General features: G+C 61.7%; 23 protein-coding genes and 1 pseudogene. 4 read left to right on the top strand and 20 right to left on the bottom strand.

All coding sequences use genetic code 11. The features are described from left to right. Window positions 1–62 precede the first annotated feature (62 nt). From C2L66_RS27300 to C2L66_RS27280, 5 genes are all read right to left on the bottom strand, one after another. A complete protein-coding gene (locus C2L66_RS27300) occupies window positions 63–506 on the bottom strand; it encodes a host attachment protein (RefSeq protein WP_318248509.1) in 444 nt (147 codons plus the stop codon). A gap of 1 nt (window position 507) precedes the next feature. Continuing rightward, window positions 508–1,722 carry an alkene reductase gene (locus C2L66_RS27295; RefSeq protein ID WP_082433996.1) on the bottom strand — a complete coding sequence of 405 codons (1,215 nt, stop codon included), beginning with the start codon at window positions 1,720–1,722 and terminating at the stop codon, window positions 508–510. Between the two features lie 65 nt (window positions 1,723–1,787). Next, window positions 1,788–1,997: a hypothetical protein gene (locus tag C2L66_RS27290; RefSeq protein ID WP_051454122.1), complete on the bottom strand. Its 210-nt coding sequence runs from the start codon at window positions 1,995–1,997 to the stop codon at window positions 1,788–1,790. 160 nt (window positions 1,998–2,157) lie between these two features. After that, window positions 2,158–2,688, bottom strand: a complete 531-nt coding sequence (locus C2L66_RS27285) for a DUF1269 domain-containing protein (protein WP_035997555.1) — start codon at window positions 2,686–2,688, stop codon at window positions 2,158–2,160. A 360-nt stretch (window positions 2,689–3,048) separates the two neighbouring features. Beyond that, window positions 3,049–3,657 carry a helix-turn-helix domain-containing protein gene (locus C2L66_RS27280; protein ID WP_233444985.1) on the bottom strand — a complete coding sequence of 203 codons (609 nt, stop codon included), beginning with the start codon at window positions 3,655–3,657 and terminating at the stop codon, window positions 3,049–3,051. Between the two features lie 608 nt (window positions 3,658–4,265). Between C2L66_RS27280 and C2L66_RS27275 the strand changes: the two genes are divergently transcribed. The 3 genes from C2L66_RS27275 (at window position 4,266) to C2L66_RS27265 (ending at window position 8,790) form a co-directional block, all read left to right on the top strand. After that, on the top strand, window positions 4,266–4,841 hold the full coding sequence (locus tag C2L66_RS27275; RefSeq protein ID WP_060605245.1) for an HdeD family acid-resistance protein: 576 nt from the start codon (window positions 4,266–4,268) through the stop codon (window positions 4,839–4,841). 108 nt (window positions 4,842–4,949) lie between these two features. Then, entirely contained in the window at window positions 4,950–5,579 is a 630-nt protein-coding gene (locus C2L66_RS27270; RefSeq protein WP_036001602.1) for an Hsp20/alpha crystallin family protein, read from the top strand. Window positions 5,580–5,952: 373 nt separating this feature from the next. After that, window positions 5,953–8,790 carry an ATP-dependent Clp protease ATP-binding subunit gene (locus C2L66_RS27265; protein ID WP_060605249.1) on the top strand — a complete coding sequence of 946 codons (2,838 nt, stop codon included), beginning with the start codon at window positions 5,953–5,955 and terminating at the stop codon, window positions 8,788–8,790. A gap of 51 nt (window positions 8,791–8,841) precedes the next feature. Here the strand turns inward: C2L66_RS27265 and C2L66_RS27260 are convergent, their stop codons facing one another. From C2L66_RS27260 to C2L66_RS27245, 4 genes are all read right to left on the bottom strand, one after another. After that, window positions 8,842–9,114 carry a UBP-type zinc finger domain-containing protein gene (locus tag C2L66_RS27260; protein WP_036001599.1) on the bottom strand — a complete coding sequence of 91 codons (273 nt, stop codon included), beginning with the start codon at window positions 9,112–9,114 and terminating at the stop codon, window positions 8,842–8,844. A gap of 58 nt (window positions 9,115–9,172) precedes the next feature. After that, window positions 9,173–10,408 carry an NAD(P)/FAD-dependent oxidoreductase gene (locus tag C2L66_RS27255; protein WP_054933603.1) on the bottom strand — a complete coding sequence of 412 codons (1,236 nt, stop codon included), beginning with the start codon at window positions 10,406–10,408 and terminating at the stop codon, window positions 9,173–9,175. Window positions 10,409–10,596: 188 nt separating this feature from the next. Continuing rightward, a complete protein-coding gene (locus C2L66_RS27250; RefSeq protein WP_054933604.1) occupies window positions 10,597–10,836 on the bottom strand; it encodes a DUF6566 family protein in 240 nt (79 codons plus the stop codon). Between the two features lie 27 nt (window positions 10,837–10,863). Then, window positions 10,864–11,106, bottom strand: coding sequence for a hypothetical protein (locus C2L66_RS27245; RefSeq protein WP_035997538.1), 243 nt, complete (start codon window positions 11,104–11,106; stop codon window positions 10,864–10,866). Between the two features lie 434 nt (window positions 11,107–11,540). On the opposite strand from C2L66_RS27245, the gene C2L66_RS27240 reads away from it, so the two are divergent. Beyond that, a complete protein-coding gene (locus C2L66_RS27240; protein ID WP_060605251.1) occupies window positions 11,541–12,107 on the top strand; it encodes a phosphate-starvation-inducible PsiE family protein in 567 nt (188 codons plus the stop codon). A gap of 134 nt (window positions 12,108–12,241) precedes the next feature. Here the strand turns inward: C2L66_RS27240 and C2L66_RS41840 are convergent. The 11 genes and pseudogenes from C2L66_RS41840 to C2L66_RS27185 all read right to left on the bottom strand — a co-directional run. After that, window positions 12,242–12,373: pseudogene (locus C2L66_RS41840) on the bottom strand (ketopantoate reductase C-terminal domain-containing protein); the annotation flags it as partial. A gap of 3 nt (window positions 12,374–12,376) precedes the next feature. Continuing rightward, entirely contained in the window at window positions 12,377–13,447 is a 1,071-nt protein-coding gene (locus tag C2L66_RS27230) for an SDR family oxidoreductase (protein WP_060605256.1), read from the bottom strand. A gap of 72 nt (window positions 13,448–13,519) precedes the next feature. Then, window positions 13,520–14,599, bottom strand: coding sequence for a maleylacetate reductase (locus C2L66_RS27225; protein ID WP_060605259.1), 1,080 nt, complete (start codon window positions 14,597–14,599; stop codon window positions 13,520–13,522). Beyond that, on the bottom strand, window positions 14,596–15,459 hold the full coding sequence (locus C2L66_RS27220; protein ID WP_035997529.1) for an intradiol ring-cleavage dioxygenase: 864 nt from the start codon (window positions 15,457–15,459) through the stop codon (window positions 14,596–14,598). The genes C2L66_RS27225 and C2L66_RS27220 overlap by 4 nt, the downstream gene beginning before the upstream one ends. A gap of 21 nt (window positions 15,460–15,480) precedes the next feature. Next, window positions 15,481–15,765 carry a YciI family protein gene (locus C2L66_RS27215; RefSeq protein WP_035997526.1) on the bottom strand — a complete coding sequence of 95 codons (285 nt, stop codon included), beginning with the start codon at window positions 15,763–15,765 and terminating at the stop codon, window positions 15,481–15,483. 30 nt (window positions 15,766–15,795) lie between these two features. Next, window positions 15,796–16,704: an NAD(P)-dependent oxidoreductase gene (locus C2L66_RS27210; RefSeq protein ID WP_054933609.1), complete on the bottom strand. Its 909-nt coding sequence runs from the start codon at window positions 16,702–16,704 to the stop codon at window positions 15,796–15,798. Between the two features lie 4 nt (window positions 16,705–16,708). Next, window positions 16,709–17,779 carry a 2,3-butanediol dehydrogenase gene (locus tag C2L66_RS27205; RefSeq protein ID WP_054933610.1) on the bottom strand — a complete coding sequence of 357 codons (1,071 nt, stop codon included), beginning with the start codon at window positions 17,777–17,779 and terminating at the stop codon, window positions 16,709–16,711. A gap of 58 nt (window positions 17,780–17,837) precedes the next feature. Next, the gene (locus C2L66_RS27200; RefSeq protein WP_060605262.1) at window positions 17,838–18,809 is read right to left on the bottom strand and encodes an ABC transporter permease; all 972 of its coding nucleotides are present in this window, start codon (window positions 18,807–18,809) and stop codon (window positions 17,838–17,840) included. Beyond that, complete coding sequence (locus C2L66_RS27195) at window positions 18,806–19,759, bottom strand: ABC transporter permease (protein ID WP_060605265.1); 954 nt, start codon at window positions 19,757–19,759, stop codon at window positions 18,806–18,808. Before C2L66_RS27195 ends, C2L66_RS27200 begins: the two co-directional genes overlap by 4 nt. Beyond that, window positions 19,743–21,317, bottom strand: coding sequence for a sugar ABC transporter ATP-binding protein (locus C2L66_RS27190; protein WP_060605267.1), 1,575 nt, complete (start codon window positions 21,315–21,317; stop codon window positions 19,743–19,745). The genes C2L66_RS27195 and C2L66_RS27190 overlap by 17 nt, the downstream gene beginning before the upstream one ends. Beyond that, window positions 21,314–22,468 (bottom strand): ABC transporter substrate-binding protein, encoded by a 1,155-nt coding sequence (locus C2L66_RS27185; RefSeq protein ID WP_036001596.1) that lies wholly within the window; start codon window positions 22,466–22,468, stop codon window positions 21,314–21,316. Before C2L66_RS27185 ends, C2L66_RS27190 begins: the two co-directional genes overlap by 4 nt. Window positions 22,469–22,524: the final 56 nt, after the last annotated feature.

The following is a 22,524-nucleotide window of genomic DNA, read 5'->3' as shown; positions in this document are numbered from 1 at the left end:
ACGCCTTCCTGAAAGCATTCGCGCGAACTTCCTGTGGCAGTGGCAGCGCAGACAAAGTGCCGTTAATGTCTTTGCAGGTGCGCTTGAATTGCGTGCGCATCGAGAGCCGAGAGATCTTCGTCAATCTCTTCGAAAATCAGGCGACGCGTCTCCTCGCTCAAACGTGCGCGCAGCATCCCGAGAAACTTCGGCTCGACGGCAAGCCGCAATCGCTGATACCGCTGATGAAGACGCCCCTGTTCGATGTAGTCGGCGACGGTCTTGGCGAATTTTTCGCGATCTTTCTCGCTTAGCGCCTGTCCACCAGCGACGACATTGACGATGTCTTCGATTTCCCGCAAATCCAGTTTGAGTCCCGGTGTCTCGAAGATCCTTGCGCGGCTGCCGTCGGCAACGACAACCCAAGTATTGACAGCCATGATGCGCCTCTCAGTGTGATTGGTCGCTGGCCCGGCGGGCGCCGCCAATCGTCGCGTTACGCTGGCGAGCTCGCCGGTCAGCAACACGCTATCTCCAACGCCCATCGACAACGGACCGTGGGGCCTCCCCTCGCTCCTGCGCGAGCGATGGATAATCGGTATAGCCCCGCTCGCCGCCTCCGTAGAACGTGGACGGATCCGGCGAATTGAGTGGAGCGCGCGACCGCAAGCGTTGCGGGAGGTCGGGATTGGCGATGAACAAGCGTCCGAACGCGATCAGGTCCGCGTTGCCGTCCTCGAGCCATCTTTCCGCACTGCCGCCGTCGAACCCGCCCGCAACCATCAACACGCCACGATACGTGCGGCGTACCATCTCGCTCATGCGTTTCGCGCGCTCCATGAAAGCGGCATCCTCACCGGTCGCCGCCAGCGCGGGATTCACGATGTGCAAATAAGCCAGCCCGTATCGATTGAGCTTCTCGATGACGTAAGAAAAGGTCGCCTCGGGATCGTCATCATGCATGTCATTGAAGGTGCCGAGAGGGGACAGCCGGACGCCGACCTTTTCCGGTCCCCATACTTCGCAAACCGTTTCGATCACCTCGAATAGCAGCCTGGCCCGACGCTCGCTCGATCCGCCGTATTCGTCCGTGCGGCGGTTCGTGCCGGACAACAGAAACTGATCGAGCAGATACCCGTTCGCTGCGTGCACTTCGACGCCGTCCATACCGGCAGCCTTTGCGTTGCGAGCACCTCTGAAGTACTGGCGCGCGAGATACGGCATCTCTTCGACCTGCAGCGCGCGAGGCGTGACGCAGGGTGCGAGGACACCTTCGCCGCGCTCGTTCTCGATGAACGCCTCCGCTTTCGGCAGAACAGCAGAGGGCGCAACGGGCAGCATTTCATCGGGCTGCAACGAGGGGTGCGATATGCGTCCTACGTGCCACAACTGCATGAACATCAACCCGCCCGCCTGGTGCACGGCGTCCGCCACCCGCCGCCAGCCTTCGACCTGCTCACGACTATGGATGCCAGGCGTCCATGCATAGCCCTGTCCCTGCATCGACACCTGCGTCGCCTCGCTGATGATGAGCGCGGCCCCTGCGCGCTGCTCGTAATAGCAGGCGTTGAGCTGCGACGGTATATTGCCTGGTCGGCTCGCGCGCGAACGCGTCAGGGGCGCCATCACGACACGATGCCGCAGGGTGTAGGGGCCGACTTTTACGGGCTCGAAGAGCTTGCGCAGCGGGACTTTCTCGTCGCGCTGCCCGGCGTCCCCGGGTGCGATTTCCGTCTCTGGCATATTCGCTCCTTGTGTCTTTGATTCGGCCCGAAAAGTCCTGCCATAGACGCGTCAGTTTGTCGGCGTCAGATCACATCGAAAATGTTGCCGCCTGGTACCGACGACGACTGAGTTTGCGTCTTCGCGGGTTGTTCGGGTTCGGGGTGAACGGCGATTGGGTCGCTCGCAGGAAAGGTCTCTTCGAGCGCTTCGTCGAGTTGTTCATCCGGGGTCATCGGCGCTTCCTGCGCCGCGATATTCGGCTTCTGGACGTCGACGCAACTTGCCTTTGTCATATAGCGCTCCATAAGGGAACCAGCTTCAATGTCGAACTGCGCGTCGACGTGATCGACGTCCACGTCGAATAATCCGCTTGAATTATCAGGGTGCCGATCCGGCCCAAATGCGAACTTCAACAGTATTCAAGATCGCAACCCTGACGCAGGGCTGCGATGCTTACGCTGTCGTATCACTGCTGTTCATGCTCTCTAGCGCCTTTCTCAGGCGTTCTTCCTGATCGTTCGTGAGTGATGTCTTTAATACCTTCCCACCGAAAGGCTTCAGCTCCGGCAGGACCTTGTCGAAATTCACGCGACGCACGAGGATGAACAGCGCCGACGAACCCGGCTCAATGTTCTGGCCCGTCGAACGCATGAAATCGTCGTCGATTCCATAGTCCGAGAGCGCGCCCGACAATGCGCCCGTGCCAGCGCCAATGGCCATGCCCGTTGCCAGCCCGGCGAGGGGATTGAGCAGCATCAGCCCAACCAGACCGCCAAATAGACCACCCCAGGCCGCGCCACTGACAGCGCCGATCCTGACGAGATCGACGGCCTGCTTGAGGTGTACCTTGCCCTTCGCGCTACGGACCACGACGCAGGCATCCTCCAGATCAATCAGATGTTCCTTTTGCATCTGTCGGAGTTTGGTCAACACCTGGTCGGCTGTCTCTTCGCCTTTGAAGCTTACAACGACTAGATCGCTCATCGATTTTCTCCTCTATTCTCCGGGAATAAACCAAGGCTCTTGCGCAGCATGATTGAGTCGGGCTCAGCGCTGCCCGCGAGCCCGTCGACCGCGCCGCGAAGCAGTTGCGGTGCCAGCCAACCTCGCATATGCCGCCCGGCGCACACCCTGGGACTTTAACGGGGCCATCGACGCGACGACGATGGCATCAAGACTAGATTCTTGCGGCTTGCACGTCTTCCTCGTTCCTGCAGGACGTGTCGGATATCTGCAGCTTCGGCTGCGCGGCTTTCGGATGTGAACGTGACGAACGAGATCAAGCCGAAGGGCAAGCTCGAAGAACTCAAACACGAGATCGAGGATGCGCTTTCCAGAAAATGACTAACCACCAACGTTTCGGTGGGCAAGCCGGAATGTGCGAGGCGTCATACCCGTATATCGATGAAACACGTCGGTGAAATGCTGCTGGGTCTGGAAACCGGCGTGCGCGGCAACCTCAACCAGGGGAAGCGTGTCCTCGCACAACATCGTCCTCGCAAACTTCACTCGTTCGAGTGTCACGTACAGATGGGGCGGGTTACCTGTCGCTGTTTTGAAAACGCGTGCGAAGTTCGAGGCACTCATGTGCACCAGCGCTGCGAGTTGCTCGACTGAAATGGCTTCGGCTATGTGCTCATGAATGAAGAGGTGAATGCGAGTCAGCATTCGACGCGTAAGTGGCGTGTCCGGCTGTGCCGAACCAGCACAGTGTCCGTAGCGTAAGGCAATGTGCATCGAGATGACATCGGCAAACGCGTCGGCGCAGGCGGCGTCGATGAGATCCGCATTATGCAAGGCGCCCAATGTATCCACGGTCTCGCGCAGGAAGGGGTCCCAGGACGTAGACCATTTCGGGACCGCGCAAAACGCCTCTTGCGAGACTTGCCCAAGTACGCCTGATTCGAGCGCGATAACCCATCCGTTGGGAGCGCAGTCCGCGATCGTGTCCAACCTCGCCATCGTGGGGATAACTGCGGTAAAAGGTGCACCTATCAGGATAGAGTGACTCCTGCCGAGGTCGTCGCAGCCGACGGCGCGCACAACGGTGGGGCCTGTCGGTACAACAAGCTGAAATCCAGGCATCAAAGTCCGTCCGCGGTCGGTAAAAGCGACATGCATCGGTTGGCATCGTAATCCGCGAGCCGTGGCCAATCTCGTAGCCTGGTTCATCATAGTCAGGATTCTCTTTTCCACCTTGGGCTTATCGAAAGATTATGCCGTAGTTCAGCGTTGCTTAAGATGTATTAGTCATTTGGGCAGAAGCGACCTCGCGCCGTTGGACCGCTGTTGAGCTGTCCCTGCGCTGCTCAGGCGATGCGCGACCGGTGGTAGCGGGATTCAAACCTACACATCCTTCAGACTCGAGTCGGCGTGCTCACGCGCTTTGCGTCAAAGACCACGCGTCGCAAGCGATGTGCGCGCATGCGCGGGCAGAAGTTCAGGCTCGGCAAAACCTTACGAACACAGAATCGCGAAAAGCATGGCAGAAACGCGAAAGAACGGCAGATGCATGGAGCCTAGACTGAAGCTCATCACCTGACGTACACGTGGAGTCCTGCATGGATGAACTGCTTGGGCGCGCTTGGTGGATGCTCATTCTGCGCGGCACAGTAGCGCTGTTGTTCGGCACACTGGCGTTATTCTGGCCCGGTCTTACTCTTCTTCTGCTCATCGCCCTCTTTAGTGTGTATGCGATTGCCAGCGGCGTTGTCGCCATTGTCGCGGCCATCCGCTACCGGGCGACGCACGGCAGCTGGTGGGTGCCCTTGCTGCTCGGCATCTGCAGTGTCGGCGCCGGCGTGATAGCCGCGTTGGTCCCGGGCATTACCGCCCTCGTGCTGGTCGCCGTAATCGGCGCGAACGCGATTATCACCGGCGTGTTGGATCTGATCGCAGCAACGCGTCTGCACCGGCGCCTGCGCAATGCGTGGATGCTAGCGGTGACAGGCGTACTGTCCGTGCTTTTCGGCATCTTCGTGTTGCTCTTTCCGGGCGCCGGCGCGCTAGCGCTCGTCTGGCTGATCGCCGTGTATGCGTTGTTCACGGGCGCGCTGCTAGTCGTAATCGGCATCACTGCGCGTGCCTGGCGCCATGACGACCTGACCAGCCAGACACACGCACCATTGCATCCGTGAATGCATCGCTCACGGGCGCTCGTGGTTACACAGTGAAACCCGCGGGTGATGCTGCGCCAGGTCCTGCCTCAGGTCTGGCACTGGCGCACCTCACGTAAGGAGAATCATATGGCTCTGGATCTCGACAAATGGAACCCGTTCCGGTTTTTGCGCTCGCACGCGCAAAAAGGCGCATCCGGCCGCGCCGACGCGCCGCGCACCGGTCAGCAAGGCGCCCAGCAAAACGCGCAACAGACTGGCACACAAACGGGTAACGGGGCGCCGATGGAATTCGGTGCTGCGCCCGTATCACTTGCGACTGCCAGCTGGCCGCTGCCTGACCCGATTCATCTGCTAACCGAATTGATCCGCGATCCGTTCGGAGGTCGTGGACCGCTCGGAAGCTGGTTCGGCGACTTCAGCGCGAGCGAGTTTCAACCGCGGATCGACGTCACCGACGAAGGCGACGCACTGCGTGTCGTCGCCGAGTTGCCGGGCATGAACCGTGACGACGTCGAACTCGAAGTGATAGACGACATGTTGATCGTGAGCGGCGACAAGCGCTTCGAATCGACGCGCGAAGAACAGGGATGCTATCGGGTCGAGCGGTCGTTCGGACATTTTCAGCGCGCAGTCCCACTGCCCGCGGGCATCGATCTCGATCGGGCAGAGGCCAGATTTGAAAACGGCGTGCTGACGCTGCGCGTCCCCAAAGCGGCCGGAGAACCGGCAGCGAAACGGCGCATTGAGATCAAATGACACGATCCGTCAGCGTGGAACTGGTCGGCTTGACGGCGCGAGTTGTGCGCGCCCGTCTGCCCGCCGGCGACGCGACAACCTGCTGGAGCGTTACACCTTGCATGACGATCCGACGCATATCCATTGGAGAGGACACGTTGCATTGCCTTCCGCTGTTGGTACTGCACGATGAATCGGTGCGCTGGCCGACGCGACGAAGAACGATGGGATTCGCCTGAATCGCTTCGAGTGCAGCGCGAGCCCGGCACGCGAACAAGGCGAGCCCGGAACAGGTAGCCGAACAAACAGCGGAACAAATAGCGGAACAGGTATTTTTCACCCACCCGATAGCCGCGCGGGAAGCAATTTCCGCACGGACGAAAAGGAGATCATCATGGCTGAGTGCAGCGTCTGTGGAAGGCCCGCAACCTCACAGATCACGATCACCGAAAACGGTCAGCGCCGTCAGCTGATGCTGTGCAATGAGCACTACATGGAGTTCATGACGCGCAATCAGCGCCACCTGTCGCCGCTCGAGTCCCTCTTTCATGGCGGATTGTTCGACAGTCTGTTCGACGACATGTGGCCGCAGATGGAAAGCGGCCGAGGTACCCGGTTCACCGGGCCCTCGGCTGGACAATCCGGCGGCGCAAATAAGGGTACAGCGGCCGGCAGCGGACAGACGGGCGATTCGGCAGGCGCACAGCCAGGCGGCCGTACACGCCGGCATCGCCGGGCGCGTGAAGCGGTGGACCTGCAGACGTACCTGAGCCAGAGCGGTCTGGACCGCCTGCAAGCGGCAGCCCAAGCCGCGGTCGAATATGGCAAGAACGAAGTCGATACGGAACACCTGTTGCTGGCGCTTGCCGATAACAATGTGGTGCAGGAAATCCTGCGCGAATTCAAGCTTGATCCTGAAGAGATCAAGAAGACCATCGACCACAGCGCGCCGCGCGGCACCCGCAAGGAGCCCAGCGACAACGAGCAGATCGGCGTGTCGCCGCGCGCGAAGAGTGCGCTGGAAAATGCGTTGAAGGCGTCGCTGGAACTGGGTCACAGCTATGTCGGACCCGAGCACATCCTGATTGGGCTCGTCGAGGAAGAAGACGGCTTTGCAGGTGAATTGCTGCGCAAGCTCGGGCTGTCGCCGCAATCGCTGCGGCAAAAAGCAGTCAACGTGGTCGGCAAGGGTGCCGAAGACGGCAAGGTGGAAGGCCGTTCCACCACGCCCACGCTCGACAAGTACGCGCGCGATCTCAGCGCGCTTGCGCGCCAGGGCAAGCTCGATCCGGTGATCGGCCGCGACAAGGAAATCGAAACGACCATTGAAGTGCTCGCGCGGCGGCGCAAGAACAATCCCGTGCTGATCGGCGAACCCGGCGTGGGTAAGACCGCTATCGTCGAAGGTCTGGCGCAGCGCATTGCTCAGGATCAGGTGCCGGAAGTGCTGCGCGGCAAGCGCGTGGTCGAACTGAATATCAATAGCGTGGTGGCTGGCGCGAAGTATCGTGGCGAGTTCGAGGAGCGCGTCAAGCAGGTACTGGATGAGATCATCGAGAACCAGGACCGCCTCGTTGTATTTATCGACGAACTGCATACGATTGTCGGCGCGGGCCAGGGCGGCGGCGAAGGCGGCCTCGATATCGGCAATGTCTTCAAGCCTGCGCTCGCTCGCGGTGAGTTGCACCTCGTGGGTGCGACCACCTTGAACGAATACCAGAAATACATTGAAAAGGACTCGGCATTGGAACGGCGCTTTCAGCCCGTGACGGTGCCTGAGCCTAGCGTCGAGGAAACGATCGAGATCCTGCGCGGCCTGCGCGACCGGCTCGAAGCACATCACAAGGTGAAAATTACCGAAGAGGCGATCGCTGCAGCGGCAAAACTTTCGGATCGCTACATCGCCGCACGCTTTTTGCCAGACAAGGCAATCGACTTGCTCGATCAGGCCGCCGCCCGCGTGCGCATTTCGTCGAATTCGCGTCCGCAACCATTGCACGACGTCGAGGCGAGCATTCGCCGCATCAGGCAGGAACAGGACGCGGCCAGCGCTGCAAAGCAATTCGATAAGGCCAAGGAACTGGAAGGACAGCTCGTCGCGGAACAACAACGCCTGCATGAAGCCACTGAAACATGGAAGAAGGAGCGCGGCACCAGTTCGCAGGAAGTGACGGCGGAAGACATTGCGCAAATCGTTTCGTCCCTCACGGGCGTACCGGTAGCCGAACTCACGGCCGAAGACCGTGAAAGGCTGTTGCGACTGGAAGACCATCTGAAGGAACGCGTAGTCGGACAGGATGAAGCCGTCTCCGCAGTGGCCAAAGCGGTGCGGCTTTCGCGCGCCGGTTTGACGGAGGCCGGCAAGCCGACTGCGAGCTTCCTCTTCCTTGGGCCTACGGGTGTGGGTAAAACCGAACTCGCGAAGGCGCTGGCCGCTTCCGTGTTCGGCGACGAGAACGCGCTGGTGCGCATCGACATGAGCGAGTATTCCGAGCGTCATACGGTGGCGCGGCTGGTTGGGGCGCCCCCCGGATACGTCGGCTACGAGGAAGGCGGGCAACTCACCGAGCGAGTGCGGCGCAGGCCATATTGCGTGGTGTTGCTCGACGAGATCGAGAAGGCGAACTCGGAGGTGCACAACATTCTGCTGCAACTGTTCGACGAAGGGCGGCTCACCGACGGCAAGGGACGTCTGGTCGATTTCACCAACACGATCATCATCGCGACCAGCAATATCGGCTCGCAACTGATCCAGGACAACATGAAGGCCGACTCGAAGCAGCTCGGCTACCCTGAACTGCGTGACCGCTTGATGGAAATGCTGCGGCATCATTTCAGGCCCGAGTTTCTGAACCGGGTCGATGAAGTCGTCGTGTTCCATGCGCTGGGCAAGGAGCAGATTCGCCGTATCGTCGACCTGCAACTTGCACGCGTACGGCGTACCGCGCTGGCCCAAAACATCGATCTGTCGTTCGACGACGCGTTGCGCGATCATCTTGCACAGATCGGCTATGACCCCGAGTTCGGCGCGCGGATGCTCAAACGCAAGATCCGTCTTGAGGTGGAATCACAACTCGCCGATGCGATGTTGCGAGGCGACGTGCGCGATGGCGACAAGGTCACCATGACCTACGACTCGGGGACGCGTTCTGTGCGTGTGCAGAAAGGAGCATCGCCCACAGAAGCAGAAGCGCGCAGCGACGCGTCAACGCAGGCACCGGCACATGCGTGATGCTGGCGCGATCAGGAGTGCGACGCCCCCGCCCGCGCGGGGGCGTCGCCCTCACGATTCAAGTTCACCGGCCACGATCTCGTCGCGATAGCACCAGATCCACGTTTCGCCGGGTTCGATTGACCTGACCAGCGGATGACCGGTCGCGTGAAAATGCTTGCTCGCATGCCGGTTGGGCGACGAATCGCAACAGCCGACGTGTCCGCAAGAAAGGCAAAGCCGCAAATGTACCCACGGCTGGCCGAGCTTCACGCAGTCCTCGCAATAGTCGATGGACGTGTTGAGTATGCGGGCTTGGCCCAGGTGCGTGCAACCGGCGGTCATCATCGTGCTCCTCGGACAGGTGTGCGCAGACGCGCGGGGATCAAGGTTGCGCTCGCGCTCAGCTGCTATTCAGATAGCGATGCACCAGTGCCACAGCCATTGCCCCCTCGCCGACTGCCGACGCTACGCGCTTGATCGATGCGTGACGCACATCGCCCGCTGCGAATACGCCGGGCACACTCGTTTCCAGATGCAGTGGCGCGCGTTCGAGAGGCCAGTTCAGGTTCGCCCGATATTCCTGCAGATCGGGCCCGGTCACGAGATAGCCGCCTTCATCGCGAACGACGCCGACCTCCTGTGCCCATTCCGTCTGCGGCACGCCGCCAATGCAGACGAATAGCCAATGCGTTTTTGCCCTGCGGGACTGGGTGGTTCGCACATCGGTCAGCGTTATCTCCTGCAACACGTCGTCGCCAGCAAGCGCGGTAACTTCGGTGCACGTGCACACCTCGATGTTCGACGCCGATGTAATGCGATCCGCCAGGTATCGTGACAACGTGTTCTTGAGCGATGCGTCACGGACGAGCATATAGACGCGATTGGCGGACTGCGAAAAGTGCATGGCGGCTTGTCCCGCCGAATTGCCTCCGCCCACCACATACACGTCTTCGCCGTGGATCAACGCAGCCTCGCTGGCGCCGGCGCCGTAATAGAGGCCTGCGCCGAGAAAGCGCTCTTCACCCGCGAGGCCTAGCGTGCGATATGCCACGCCCGTCGCGCAGATGGAGGTGCGCGCCGTGATACGCGTGCCGTCTTCCAGATATACGATGCCCTGGCCAGGCGGAAACTCCGCGTGCACACCGGCGCGCGCCAGCAGGATTTCAGCGCCGAATTTGACGGCCTGGTCGCGCGCCCGTTCAGCGAGTTCCGCGCCGCTCAGGCCCTGTGGAAAGCCGAGATAGTTCTCGATCTTCGAACTGCTGCCTGCCTGACCGCCCAATGCCCAGCGCTCCACCAGTACGGTATGCAGCCCTTCCGATGCGCCGTACACTGCGGCGCTCAATCCCGCCGGTCCTGCGCCGTAAATCGCAAGATCGTAGGCTTCACGAGAGGGACTCGCAAACCAGCCGAGCTTCTCGGTGATTTGCCGGATGGTCGGACATTCGAGCCGCGTGCCGTCGTGGAAAACGCAGACGGGCAGGCGTGAATCGGAAAGATGCTGCACGTGCGCCAGGTCCTCGGCTTCCTTATCGCTGCCCAGTTCGATCCACTCGAACGGTATGTCGCTGCGATGCAGGAAGTCGCGTATCGCGTAGCCCTGTGCGCTGCGCATGCGTCCATAGATCCTGACCATGAATATGCTATCCACTGTTGAGGACGTCACGACTTTGCATCGTATTCTCGCGCTTCACGAGCAGCCGGCCGCGCCGAGGTATCGCCAGGATATCGGCGCTTGGCCGTACTCAAGCACTATAAGCGCATCGGAGGCGGGTGTCTTTCGCGAAACTGCCAGGTTTTGTCCCCTTTCCGCTGATCGTTCGATCACATCAGGTCGTGCGACTCATCCAGCTTGCGATCGACAAAACGCATGCCCCATTCGATGCCATCGCGGACCGCCTCCTCCTGCGTAAGCCATTCCGGCTGAATCGTCTCCGGACGGAATTCGGCCACGCGGCTATCGGCATGGCGCACACTCACGGTCGCCTGCCACGCGCCGTATGCATTCCGCTCCGGGTGTACCGCGATCTCGTAGCCTCGATGCTCAAACACGTGCGTTTGCATGAGCGGCTCCCGTTTCGTATCAAGGCGTCAATCTGGCAGCACGAACTCGCTGCGCATGTCTTCGATCGCCTTCTGGACATAATGTGCGCAATCTACGCCGAGGTCATTGAGCGGCACCATGTTCCAGTTGCGGCCGGATGCGTCGGGCGGATGCCGCTCTGGTAGCGGTATGCGCACCCGCAAAGCTCCCGGCACATCAGCGGCGATTTTCGTCACGCGGTTCTGCAGTTCGTCGCGGATCTGCTCGGCGGTTCGAACGGTCTTCGGCATCGGTCTGGCTCCTTCGATTGCACCTTCCAATCGTGACTGAATTCACTGAATGGCGCATACGTGCCTGCTGCGTGCGCATGCACCGACGACGCTTCAAGTCTAGTCGCTAATCCCGAGATGCACGGATTAGCGCGCGCTTTTGTGAACAGCATCAACGGAAGGCGCGCCGCAAAGCTGCTGATCGGAACGATGCGAAAGGGCACAAGGGCAACAAGGGCAACAAGGGCCACGAGGGCCACGAGGGCCACGAGGGCCCGATCCTCTCCTGGTCAGCCCGTGTCGCTTTGAGCAGCTATCCACAAAGAAGCCGCACAAACGCGAAAAACAGTAGCATGTGCATACGCGACTCGTGAATGGACTGTGCATGGCGCATGTGCACTCCATGCACGCGCGATGCGCTCGCGGCGCAACGACGGCTCTCCGGGAGTCAAATCATGGAAAGTAAGAAAAGCTGGCTACGCAGGGATATCGATGCGTTGCGTCTGCAGTGGGACATGCTCACCTTTTATGAACGATTCGAGCAGCTTGTCGCGCATGTGCTGAGCGTCGTGATTTCCATCATTATCCTCGTGTCGCTCTGGCAGTTGATTCACGCGGTGATTTCATTGCTGGTTTCGGACGCGCTGAACCCGCTGGATCACGCGGTGTATCAAACCATCTTCGGGATGGTCATGACGCTGCTGATCGCGATGGAATTCAAGCATTCGATTACGCGCGTGATGGCGCGGCGCGATCACATCGTGCAGGTCAAAACGGTGCTTCTGGTTGCGCTGCTGGCTATTGCCCGCAAATTCATCATTCTCGATCCGGCCAGCGCGCCCGCCCAGATCGCGGCGCTTGCGTTTGCGCTGGTGGCACTGGGGAGCGTCTACTGGCTGATGCGGCAGCGTGATGACCCGGTCGACGCGGTGACGGCCGCGCAAGCAGAGCGTGATCCCGCGGTGCACACGCAGCGGCAGCAACGGGGACTGCCCCGCGAAGGCGGCCAACCCGACAAATGATCAGGGTCGCCGCGCTCGTCAGGTGGTGAGAGCGTAAGCCTTCAATCCGGTGGACGGGATTGATGATCGCGGCAAGTCCGGTCGCCTCCGGTTGCGCCCGGGACAGGCGCTTCGAGCGCGAGCCCTTTCGTCTCAGCGCTGACGGGCGTCGGAACCCCCAGCCGTTCACCCCAGAGCAGGACCGTCACGTTGACGAACTCGATCTCCGTAACCGATCCTTTCTCCAGGCGATGCAGCATCGAGGTCGTGAACGCGGGCGAGAGTCCCGTCTAGGAAGGAATGATCCGTTCGCGCTTCAATTTATCGAAGAGCGCGAAGAACGCATCCGGTGTGGGCTGATAATCGAGGAAGCCGGCTTTACGGCTCTTGCTCATGTCAGTCAACACTTCCATCGGACGTCCGAGGTCGGCGTCCGTATGCCACCACGACACGAGCTTGCCGATATCCGGTTCCTTCAGTTGGTAGCGGCCCGCGATATCCGCCCATTGCCTGCCCGCATCCTGCATGCGATGTTCGAGCGGACGCGTCTCGCCGTCGAAAGGCGCGGGCTCGATGCCGAAATACTGCGCGAGCTGGGACCACATCCATTTCCATCTGAACACGTCGCCATTGACGACGTTGAAGTCCTCGTTGCGTGCGGCGGGAGAGGTGGACGCCCACTCCAGATGCCGCGCGAGCAGGCGCGCGTCGGTCATATCCGTGAGACTGTTCCATTGGGCGGCCGAGCCGGGAAACACGAACGGCTGCCCCGTTTCCTTGCACAGCGTCGCATACACCGCGAGCGTGACGCCCATGTTCATCGCGTTGCCGAGCGCGAAGCCGATGATGGTATGCGGTCGATGCACGCTCCAGCTGAAGTCATATCGACGCGCGGCTTCGAACAACCGGTCTTCCTGCTCGTAGTAGAAGTTATCGACGGGTTGCCGGCCTTGTTCCTCCCGAAACGGCGTGAGCGGGACATTGCCTTGCGCATACGCTTCAAAAGGGCCGAGGTAATGCTTGAGGCCCGTGACGAGCGCGGCGTGCTCGAGCTTGCCGGTCGGGCCGAGCGCATCCAGCACGTGACGGACCATTGCGCCGTTCACTTCGATGTTCTCGCGCTCGGTTGCCTGTCGCGACCATGCGGTAAAGAAGACGTGACTGAAATGCTGTCCTTGCAGCGCATCCGTAACGGATTGCGCGGAAGTGAGATCGGCTGTGACGGATTCGACGCCGTCGGGCGCTTTGGTGCGTCCGCGCGAGAGACCCGTTACGTTCCAGCCTCCGCGCGCCAGTAGATGTTGCGCGAGATTGCCGCCGACGATGCCCGTCGCGCCAATGATGAGTGCCCGTTTGTCCATGTAAAGTAAATATCGAAAGTTGCAATGTTGGCAGGAAGAATCTGCGGATGCGCGCTTCGCCAGGGGACGCGGCTATACGCTCTGGAAGGTCCGGCTGTCGGGCCGTATGCCGTCGAAAGCACACGCCAGCAAGCGATGTACCGCTTCGCGGGAGAGCGGCCTTGGGTTGTAGTAGGGAGCCTGCATCGCTGCCGTGGCGGCAGCATCAATATCGCTTGAGCGAAGGCCTAGCATATCGAGAGACGCGGGGGCATCAAGCGAGCGGCCAAGGTCGTGCAGCGCCGCGGCGGGTTCCCGGGTGTCCAGTGCCTTGCACAGGCGTTCGTGGGCGGCTGGCGCCGCGGGCAGATTGAACGCCATCGAATAAGGCAGCATCACCGCATGGGTCTCTGCGTGCGGCAGATTGAACATTCCGCCGAGCGTGTGGCACAGCTTGTGATGCAATGCCATGCCGACGCTCCCCAGCACGGTCCCGCACAGCCAGGCGCCATACTGGGCGGCTTCGCGCGCCGCGATATCGTCCGGCTGCTTCACGATGCGCGGCAACGCATTCGCGAGGCTGCGGATGCCTTCTTCAGCAAACAGCGACATCACGGGGTTGGCGTCCTGCGCATAGAGCCCTTCGGCCGCATGCGCAATTGCATTGAGGCCGCTCGTCGCCGACAGCGACGCGGGCAAGGTCAGTGTGAGGCACGCGTCGTAGATCACGGTGCGCGGCAGTACGCGATAACTCTTGCCGGTTTTTTTCTCGCTCGCCGACGTCATGCCGTAGATAGGCGTGACCTCCGACCCGGCGTACGTGGTCGGAATGGCGAGAATCGGCAACGAGGTTTCGAGCGCAATGGCTTTTGCGAGCCCGAGCGTGGAGCCGCCTCCCGCTGCGACGAGTCCATCCGCGCCCGCTGCGAGCGCCGCCGCGACTCCTTCCTGCGCGGTTTCGACGGGCACATGCATGACGGCCCGATCGAACATGTCCGCGCATCGCTCGCCCGCGAGCTTGCGCACGCGGTCGGCAAGAAAGCGCTGCTCGGGCGTGCAGAGCACGAGCGCGCGGCGGATGCACAGTTCGTCCAGTTCATCCGCGAGGCGCTCGATCGCTCCCGTGCCGAAGACGATGCGGCCGGGCCGGCTGATATAGGTGAAGGCAATCATGGGCATTGACTCAGGACGAAGTCGAATGAGAGCGTGCTGAACGGCGTCGCCATCACCGTACCGTCGGGCGCCGTGCCACGTTCGTGGCGAGTCCAGGGCGCAATCAGCGACGAGCGCACGCCGAATACCGCGTCCGAGTCCAGGTAACGATCGCCCTCGCGGAACACGTGCGTGACGAGCCGTTCATAGCCGGGCGCCGTAATCATGAAATGCAGATGCGCCGGGCGCCACGGGTGACGCCCCAGCGCTTCGAGCATGCGTCCAACGGGACCATCGTGAGGAATCGGATAGGGCTCCGCCACGATCGAGCGAAAGTGATAGCGTCCATCGGCAAGGCTATGCAGCACACCTCTTGCGCGATGCGTGTCGGCGTCGCTGGTCTGGACATCGTAGAAGCCATCGGCGTCCGCCTGCCAGACTTCGATGCGCGCGCCGCTTACCGGCTCGCCGCCCTGGCCGCGCACGACACCCGATACGAAGCACGGTTCGCCGCGCGCGCCGTTGGCGACGTCGTCGCCGTTACGATATTCGGGCGCATTGTCGACGAAGAAAGGACCGAAAACGGTTGCCTCCGTGCAGCCCTTCGGCTTGCGATGCGCCATTGCCGTCACGAGCATCGACAGGCCGAGCGTATCCGACAACAGAATGAACTCCTGGCGGCGGTCGTCGGTGATATGGCCGACATCGGTGAGAAAGCGGATGCCGGCTTCCCATTCGCGCTCGGTCAGGCCGACTTCGCGGGCGAAGCCGTGCAGATGCCGCACGAGACTCGTGACGATCGTCTTGAGCCGCTCATCGGGTGCCTGTTCGTGGCGTGCAAGTACGGCATCCGTGATGGTGTTCTCGTCGAGGTTTCGCATGGATCGAATCCGTTGATGTGACTAGCGGTTGTCGACGCGCTTGAGGAACGGACGGATATCCACGCTGCGCCAGATGCCCGCCTTGTTGAACGGGTCGTTGCTGTTGAAGCGCATCACGTCGCCGATCTCGTCAGCTTCGAAAAGAAAGAAACTGCCGATCATCGTTTCCTGATCGCCTGCCAGCAGCGGGCCGGACATGACCATCCTGACGGGCGAGGTGGCCAGATAAGCCTTGTGTGCTTCGTAATGGGCAAGACGGCGTTCGACCATGTTGTCATGGTCGAGGCAGTAGACGGTGTAGTGCATCGCAACTCCTGAATGTGGTGAGAAAAGCGTTCAGCGGGAAATGCCGGCTTGCGCTTCGACGGCGCGCACGATCGAGAAGAAATCCAGATCCGCACCATCGCCCTCTGCGTAGCGCGCGAACTGCTCGCGCACGAGCGCTGCGGCTATCATCGGCACGCCGGCGTCCGCGCCCGCATCGACGACGAGCGACATGTCCTTGAGCATCTGCCGCGACGAAAAGGCAGGGGAAAAGTCCCGATTCTTCAGTGGATCGAGTTTGTATTTGACGAGCGGGGACGCCGCGACGCTATCGCCGATCACCTCCAGCATCCTGGCCCAGTCGAGCCCGCCCTTTGTGCCGAGCGTGAGCGCCTCAGCCAGCAGCACGGCCGTCGAGCCGACCAGATGATTGATGGCGAGCTTCAGATAACGTGCCTGCTGATCCTCGCCGACGTAGTACTGGCGCGCCGACATGACCTCAAAGACGGGCAACGTGCGGTCGTACGCGTCTTGCGGGCCGGATGCGAATACCGTTAGCTGCGCCTTGTCGGCAAGAACGGTGCTGCCCGATACGGGCGCGCAGATATAGCCGATTCCGCGCTTGTGCGCCGCGTCGCGTACTTCGCCCGACGCCGTGGGCGAGACCGTGCTCATGTCGATATAGACGGCGCCGTCGTTTGCGTTTTCGATCACGCCATGTGCACCGAGCGCGACCTTACGCAATACGGCGTCGTCGGGAATGATCGAGAACACGAGCGGGGCCGAACGCGCGACGCTGGCGAGATCCTCAGCGCGGCGGGCGCCGAGTCGAACGGCCTCGTCGATGCGCGCTGCGTCGACGTCATACACGGTCACGTGGAATCCTGCGGCGAGCAGATTGCGCACGATCGGCGTGCCCATCTTGCCGAGGCCGATCCAGCCGATCTGTTGTGCGTTGTGTTTCTCTTGCGTTTGCGGCATGTCGTCACCGTACCTGGGGATTGATGAGAATCTTCATCTTGTCGCTGCCTTTGTCGCTCAACACGTCGAAGCCTTTTTCGACGACATCGTCGGCATCGATCAGATCGTGGATGAGCTTTTCGACCGGGAATTTGCCGTTCGCGATCATGCCGATGATGCGCGGCCAGATCGTCACGGGGTAACACCACGTTCCTTCGATGCGGATGTCCTTGAGCGACCATTTCATTGGATCGACACTCGCTGTGCCGACGTGCAGACCTGCCTGGACCACGGCGCCCGCCGAACGCACGGCATCGACACAGGCGTTCAGCGCATGCTGGTTGCCAGCGCATTCGATCGCGACATCGACGCCCACGCCTTCCGTCAAATCGCGAATCTTTTGCGGCAGGTCGCCGTCGGACGGATCGAAGATTTCAGTCGTGACGCCGAAGCCGGCCATCTTCGCGGCGCGCGCCGCGTTGGGTTCGCTGACGAATATCTTCGTGGCGCCCGCTGCGTGACAGGCGAGGGCAGCAAGCACGCCGATCGGGCCCGCCCCTGTAATCAGCACCGTCGAGCCGACCGTGACGCCGCCCCGGTCCACGGCATACAGTGCGACGGCAGCTGGCTCGATCAGCGCACCCTGCTTGTCGCTGACGGTGTCGGGCAGGCGGTTCGCGTGATAGTCGTTGAGCACTGTGTATTCGGCCATACCGCCGCCGTCCCAACTGAGCCCGACGCAACCCATCTTCGTGCAGAGATGGCGCATGCCGCGCGCGCAGTAGTAGCACTGACCACACGACGCGAGCGGCATCACGGAGATACGGTCGCCGCGCTGCACGTTCTTCACGTCCTTGCCGACTTCGACGACCTCCGCACTGAACTCATGACCGAGAACCTGAGGCGCTTTTGCTCCCGTCAATGCATGCGGCTCGGTCGGCACGACGATGGGACCGGCCTGATACTCGTGCAGGTCGGTGCCGCAGATGCCGCACCACAGCGGTTTGACGATCATCTGGCTCGCGCCCATGCTCGTCGGGTCGGGGACGTTCTCGACCCGGATATCGTGCGCACAGTGAAAACGCACTGCTCTCATATTCGACTCCTTGGTTTAGACGGGCCATTTCGAATGGCCTCGTGTGGATCTGGAAAATTCAGCGTTGCCGGCGGCTCACGTAGCACGCGGATGCGCCGATGATGATGACGCCCTTGACGATGATCTGCGCCTGCACGGGCATGCCGATCAGCAGCACGATGTTGAAGACGATGACGAGAATGGCTGCACCCGCGAGGCCGCCCAGCAGCGAGCCGCGGCCGCCGGAGAGCGCGAGCCCGCCCATGACAGCGGCGACGATCGAATCGAGTTCGAAGCCGCGGCCCACCCAGTTGTCTACGATGCCGACATAGCCGGACAGGATCAGTCCCGCCAGCCCCGCAAGCAGCGCACTGATCACGTAACACGCGATACGCACGGTGTCGGGACTCACGCCGACCAGTCTCGCGGCCACGGCATTGCCGCCCACCATGTACACACGCCGTCCGAACGTGGACAGATGCAGCAGCGTGCCGAATACGATCGTGCACACGAACAGCAGCAGCACGTTGACGGGCACTGCCGCAATCGAGCCTGTTCCCAGTACGTGAAAGAGCGGTGGTACGTTGCCGGAAGGCGCGCCCTGCGTGTAGGCGAAACGCAGGCCGTCGAGCACGACGGCGGTGGCGAAGGTCGCGAGAAACGGCGACACCTGACGCTTCGTGACAAGCAGGCCGTTGAGCAAGCCGGCACCGATGCACAGCACAAGCGTCACGCCAAAGACGGCTGGGGCTGAATGGTTCGTGTCGTCGAACGCAGTGGCGATCACGGCCGCCGTCGCCATTACGGAGGCAACCGACAGGTCGAGTCCGCCCACCAGAATCACGAACACCTGGCCAATCACGACGATGCCGAGCGGCGCGAACTGCACCAGCATGTTGACGACGTTATCGGCGCGAAGGAAAGTGGGCGACCACACGCCCGAAAGCGCAATCAGCGCCACGAGGAACAGATAGATGCCATAGCGCTGTACGGCACGCAGCGACAGCGCGCGCACCGGTGTGGCGTCGCTGCGCGGAGCAACTGAGTTCATGCGAGCCTCCGTTTCTGCTGGACGTTGACGCAGACTGCCGCGATGATCGCGATGCCCTGCACGATGAGCTGATACTGGGACGGCACGCCGGCAAAGTTGATCAGATTGTTGAGCATGCTCAGCAGATACACACCGAGCAACGTGCCGACGACGCCGCCGCGCCCCCCGCTCAGAATCGTGCCGCCGACGACCACGGGCGTGATCGACGCAAGCGTGTAGTTGGCGCCGAGATACGGTTGACCGGAGCCGAACTGGGCGGCGAGATAAATGCCCGTGAGGCCTGCGCAGAGTGACGAGAACGTGTAGACGAACAGAATGACCCGTTTGCGGGGAATTCCCGATAGCGTCGCCGCATTGTCGTCGTCGCCTACGAGATAGACGTACCGGCCGAGACGCGTGTTGCGCATGAAGTACGACACGCCGGCATAAAGAAGCAGCACCACGGTGGCGGTGACGGGCACGTTGGTATAGCGTCCATAAGCCAGCGCGTCGAAGCCGTCCGGCACGCTGCCTGCGGGGCCGTTCGCGTAGTACAGGATGCCGCCTTGCAGGATGGCGCCCATACCCAGCGTGATGATCAGCGGATGCACGCGCAGCCAGAGCACGAGCAGGCCATTGGCCAGTCCCACGATCACGGACAGCGCAATCGCGGCCGAAATCGCCATGCCCCATCCGCCTTGGGTCGCATCGGAGATGCCGGATGTGAGCGTGGCTGTCACGCTGATCAACGAACCAACGGACAGATCGATGCCCCCTGTCAGAACGGCGAGCGTCTGCCCGAGCGCGACGAGCGCAAGGCCCGTCGCCTGCTGATGGATGTTCAGCAGATTGGACAGCGTCGAAAAACGGTCGTTGACGTTCGTGCCCGTGACAAACAGCACCGCGATCAGCACTGCGACGATGAATGGCGCTGCGTTCGGTGCGACGTGGCGTCTAATGAGCGTACGCATCGGCGCCTCCCGTCTGCGCGAGCTGCGCGCCGCCCGTTGCGAGCGCCATGATGTCGTGCTCGGTCATCTGCTGGCCGCTGAGTTCGCCCGCAATACGTCCTTCGCGCATCACCAGCACGCGGTCGGACATGCCGATTACCTCCTGCAACTCGGAACTGATCATCAGGATGCCGAGGCCGCGATCCGTCAGTTCGCGCATCAGGCGATAGATTTCCGCCTTCGCGCCGATGTCGACACCGCGGGTCGGTTCGTCGAGAATCAGCACGCTGGTGCACACGCGTACCCATCGGCTGATGAGTACCTTCTGCTGGTTGCCCCCCGAGAGCGTCGCGACGCTGCCCGCAGGCCGCGCGCCCGCAATGCCGTATTCGCGGATTGCATCCGCGCCTGCCGTGCGCTCTTCTTTCGCTCTCAGCAATCCAAACCGGGACACGCGCCGGAGGGTGGTCGCCGTGACGTTCTGCGCGACGTTCAGGTACATCAGCAAGCCTTCGGATTTACGGTCTTCCGTGACAAAGCCGAGACCGAGGCGGATCGCCGTTGCTGGCGTCATACGCGTATGGCGCGCGCCACGCACTTCGACGGTGCCGCGCGCGGGCAACGCGCCGAACAGGCCGGACGCGAGTTCGGTGCGGCCCGAGCCGACCATACCGGCGAGCCCGACGATTTCGCCCGCGCGCACGGCGAGCGAAGCATCGACGACCCGATTGCCGACCTGCAGACCTTCGACGTTCATCAGGACCGTGCCGCCCGGGGCCAGCGTGGGCTTTGGCGGATAGATGTCTTTCATTTCGCGGCCGACCATCATGCGCACGAGCTCGGCGCGGGTCGTTTCCGACACGGCTTGTGTGCCGATCTTGCGGCCGTCCTTCATGACGGTCACGCGGTTGCACAGTTCGAAGATTTCATCCAGCCGGTGCGAGATGTAGATAATTGCGACGCCGCGCGCGCGCAGCACGCGCAGCCGGTCGAAGAGGAGCTGCACTTCCTTGCCGGCGATGACCGCCGTCGGTTCGTCGAGGATGAGCACGCGTATTTCGCTCGCCATCGCCTTTGCGATCTCGACCATCTGCTGGCTTGCGACAGAGAGCGCGCCCACTCGCTCGCGCGGATCGAGTTGCACGCCGAGTTCGTGCAGCAACGTGGCGGCGCGTTCGTTCATCGCACGGTGGTCGATGGTGCCGAGCCGGGTGCGAGGCTCGATCCCCGCGAAGATGTTCTGCGCGACGCTCGACTGTGGAAACAGCACGAGTTCCTGATAGATGATGTGAACGCCGTGCGCCTTTGCGTCTGCGGGGGACTTCCACGCGACGGGCTGACCGTCGAAGCACAATGCGCCCTCGTCCGGCAGATACGCGCCGGCGAGCACCTTCATCAGTGTCGATTTGCCCGCGCCATTTTCGCCGACCAGTGCGTGAATTTCGCCGCCGCGCACGCCGAAGCTCACGTCATCGAGGCTCTTGACGCCAGGGAACTGCTTGACGATGCCGCTGACCTGGATGACGTCGGGCGGGGACGCGACGCCATTACCTGAAACACCCGCTATATGCGCGTTCATTTCTCACCCGGCAGCTTGATCTTGAACGTCGACGGGTTGTAGTCCGCTCCCATGCCGCCGTCGATGATCTTGTCGGGCGGACCCTTTGCATCGACGACCTGATCGATGTACTGATCGGGATGTGGCACCGACGCCGTCTCGTCGCCACGCGTCAGCGCGATCTGCGGGCTGATCTCGTAGATTTTCGGCAATGGCTGACCTTGCAGTACCTTGAGCGCAACATCGAGCGATGTGCCGCCCATAGAAGGCGGATAGCCGATTTCGAGCATCGGAATCTTGTACTTCAACGCCAATTGGAGCGGACCGTTGAGGTCGGCTGTCGTGTGTGGCGGGATTTCGCCGGGCTTGAAGCCAGCCGCAAGGAACGCTTCGATCGAGCCCGCGACGGGCAAGCCATGCGCGCACCATACGGCGTTGATGGTGTGCCCGTACTTCGCGATCATCGCCTGCATCTGCTGCTTGGCCTTTACGGGGCTCCAGTCGGAGTAGACCGTGTCGAGCACCTTGATGCCGGGATATTGCGAGAACACTTCGTGCGCGGCGGCTTCACGGTCGGCGCTGACGCTGGAGCCCGCCTGGCCCGCCAGCATGATCACGTTGCCCTTGCCGTGCAGCTTCTCGACGATCCATTGCGCCCACACGCGGCCCATCATCGCATCGGAACCCGTCACGAACGATACGAAGTTGTCCGATGAAATGCGCCGGTCGACCATCACGACGGGAATGCCCTGTTTCATCGCACGCGTGACGACGGGGTCGAGCGCCTTTTGCGTGTTCGCACTGACGATCAGCAGATCCACGCCGCGCGAGATCAGGTCCTGAATGTCGGCAGCCTGTTTGGCGTCGTCCATGTTGCCGTTGGTGATCAACAATTGCTTGATCTGGTCGGGATGCTCGGCCGCCGCCTTCATCAACGAGTGCTGCATCACGACGCGCCAGCTGTCGCCGAGTCCCGCATTCGAAAAGCCGATCACGTAGGGCGGTTTCTTCTTGAACTTCGCGGTATCGGAGAACGGAATCTGCACGGCGGGATTGAACAGGAACGTGCGCGCCGCGCCGGTGTAGTCTGCACGTGCGGCACAGGAAGCCGTCAGGATGAATGCCGCAGCAGCGAATACGCTTGCACGGTGAAAGCGGATCGAACGACGCATGAATGTCTCCGTAAATGTTTTGATATCCATCGGAAGACGCGCGCGTCGTCGTCTCT

This window comes from Paraburkholderia caribensis, from assembly GCF_002902945.1.
Lineage (GTDB): Bacteria > Pseudomonadota > Gammaproteobacteria > Burkholderiales > Burkholderiaceae > Paraburkholderia > Paraburkholderia caribensis.
This window is presented reverse-complemented; position numbering and strand designations above follow the sequence as displayed.

Coding starts and splice junctions, on each gene's coding strand:
- C2L66_RS27190 (WP_060605267.1), bottom strand. CDS start 21,317: ATGAACGCGCATATAGCGGGTGTTTCAGGTAATGGCGTCGCGTCCCCG.
- C2L66_RS27255 (WP_054933603.1), bottom strand. CDS start 10,408: ATGGTCAGGATCTATGGACGCATGCGCAGCGCACAGGGCTACGCGATA.
- C2L66_RS27195 (WP_060605265.1), bottom strand. CDS start 19,759: ATGCGTACGCTCATTAGACGCCACGTCGCACCGAACGCAGCGCCATTC.
- C2L66_RS27285 (WP_035997555.1), bottom strand. CDS start 2,688: ATGAGCGATCTAGTCGTTGTAAGCTTCAAAGGCGAAGAGACAGCCGAC.
- C2L66_RS27185 (WP_036001596.1), bottom strand. CDS start 22,468: ATGCGTCGTTCGATCCGCTTTCACCGTGCAAGCGTATTCGCTGCTGCG.
- C2L66_RS27240 (WP_060605251.1), top strand. CDS start 11,541: ATGGAAAGTAAGAAAAGCTGGCTACGCAGGGATATCGATGCGTTGCGT.
- C2L66_RS27295 (WP_082433996.1), bottom strand. CDS start 1,722: ATGCCAGAGACGGAAATCGCACCCGGGGACGCCGGGCAGCGCGACGAG.
- C2L66_RS27260 (WP_036001599.1), bottom strand. CDS start 9,114: ATGACCGCCGGTTGCACGCACCTGGGCCAAGCCCGCATACTCAACACG.
- C2L66_RS27265 (WP_060605249.1), top strand. CDS start 5,953: ATGGCTGAGTGCAGCGTCTGTGGAAGGCCCGCAACCTCACAGATCACG.
- C2L66_RS27290 (WP_051454122.1), bottom strand. CDS start 1,997: ATGACAAAGGCAAGTTGCGTCGACGTCCAGAAGCCGAATATCGCGGCG.
- C2L66_RS27220 (WP_035997529.1), bottom strand. CDS start 15,459: ATGCGAAACCTCGACGAGAACACCATCACGGATGCCGTACTTGCACGC.
- C2L66_RS27270 (WP_036001602.1), top strand. CDS start 4,950: ATGGCTCTGGATCTCGACAAATGGAACCCGTTCCGGTTTTTGCGCTCG.
- C2L66_RS27205 (WP_054933610.1), bottom strand. CDS start 17,779: ATGAGAGCAGTGCGTTTTCACTGTGCGCACGATATCCGGGTCGAGAAC.
- C2L66_RS27230 (WP_060605256.1), bottom strand. CDS start 13,447: ATGGACAAACGGGCACTCATCATTGGCGCGACGGGCATCGTCGGCGGC.
- C2L66_RS27225 (WP_060605259.1), bottom strand. CDS start 14,599: ATGATTGCCTTCACCTATATCAGCCGGCCCGGCCGCATCGTCTTCGGC.
- C2L66_RS27250 (WP_054933604.1), bottom strand. CDS start 10,836: ATGCAAACGCACGTGTTTGAGCATCGAGGCTACGAGATCGCGGTACAC.
- C2L66_RS27210 (WP_054933609.1), bottom strand. CDS start 16,704: ATGCCGCAAACGCAAGAGAAACACAACGCACAACAGATCGGCTGGATC.
- C2L66_RS27245 (WP_035997538.1), bottom strand. CDS start 11,106: ATGCCGAAGACCGTTCGAACCGCCGAGCAGATCCGCGACGAACTGCAG.
- C2L66_RS27215 (WP_035997526.1), bottom strand. CDS start 15,765: ATGCACTACACCGTCTACTGCCTCGACCATGACAACATGGTCGAACGC.
- C2L66_RS27200 (WP_060605262.1), bottom strand. CDS start 18,809: ATGAACTCAGTTGCTCCGCGCAGCGACGCCACACCGGTGCGCGCGCTG.
- C2L66_RS27275 (WP_060605245.1), top strand. CDS start 4,266: ATGGATGAACTGCTTGGGCGCGCTTGGTGGATGCTCATTCTGCGCGGC.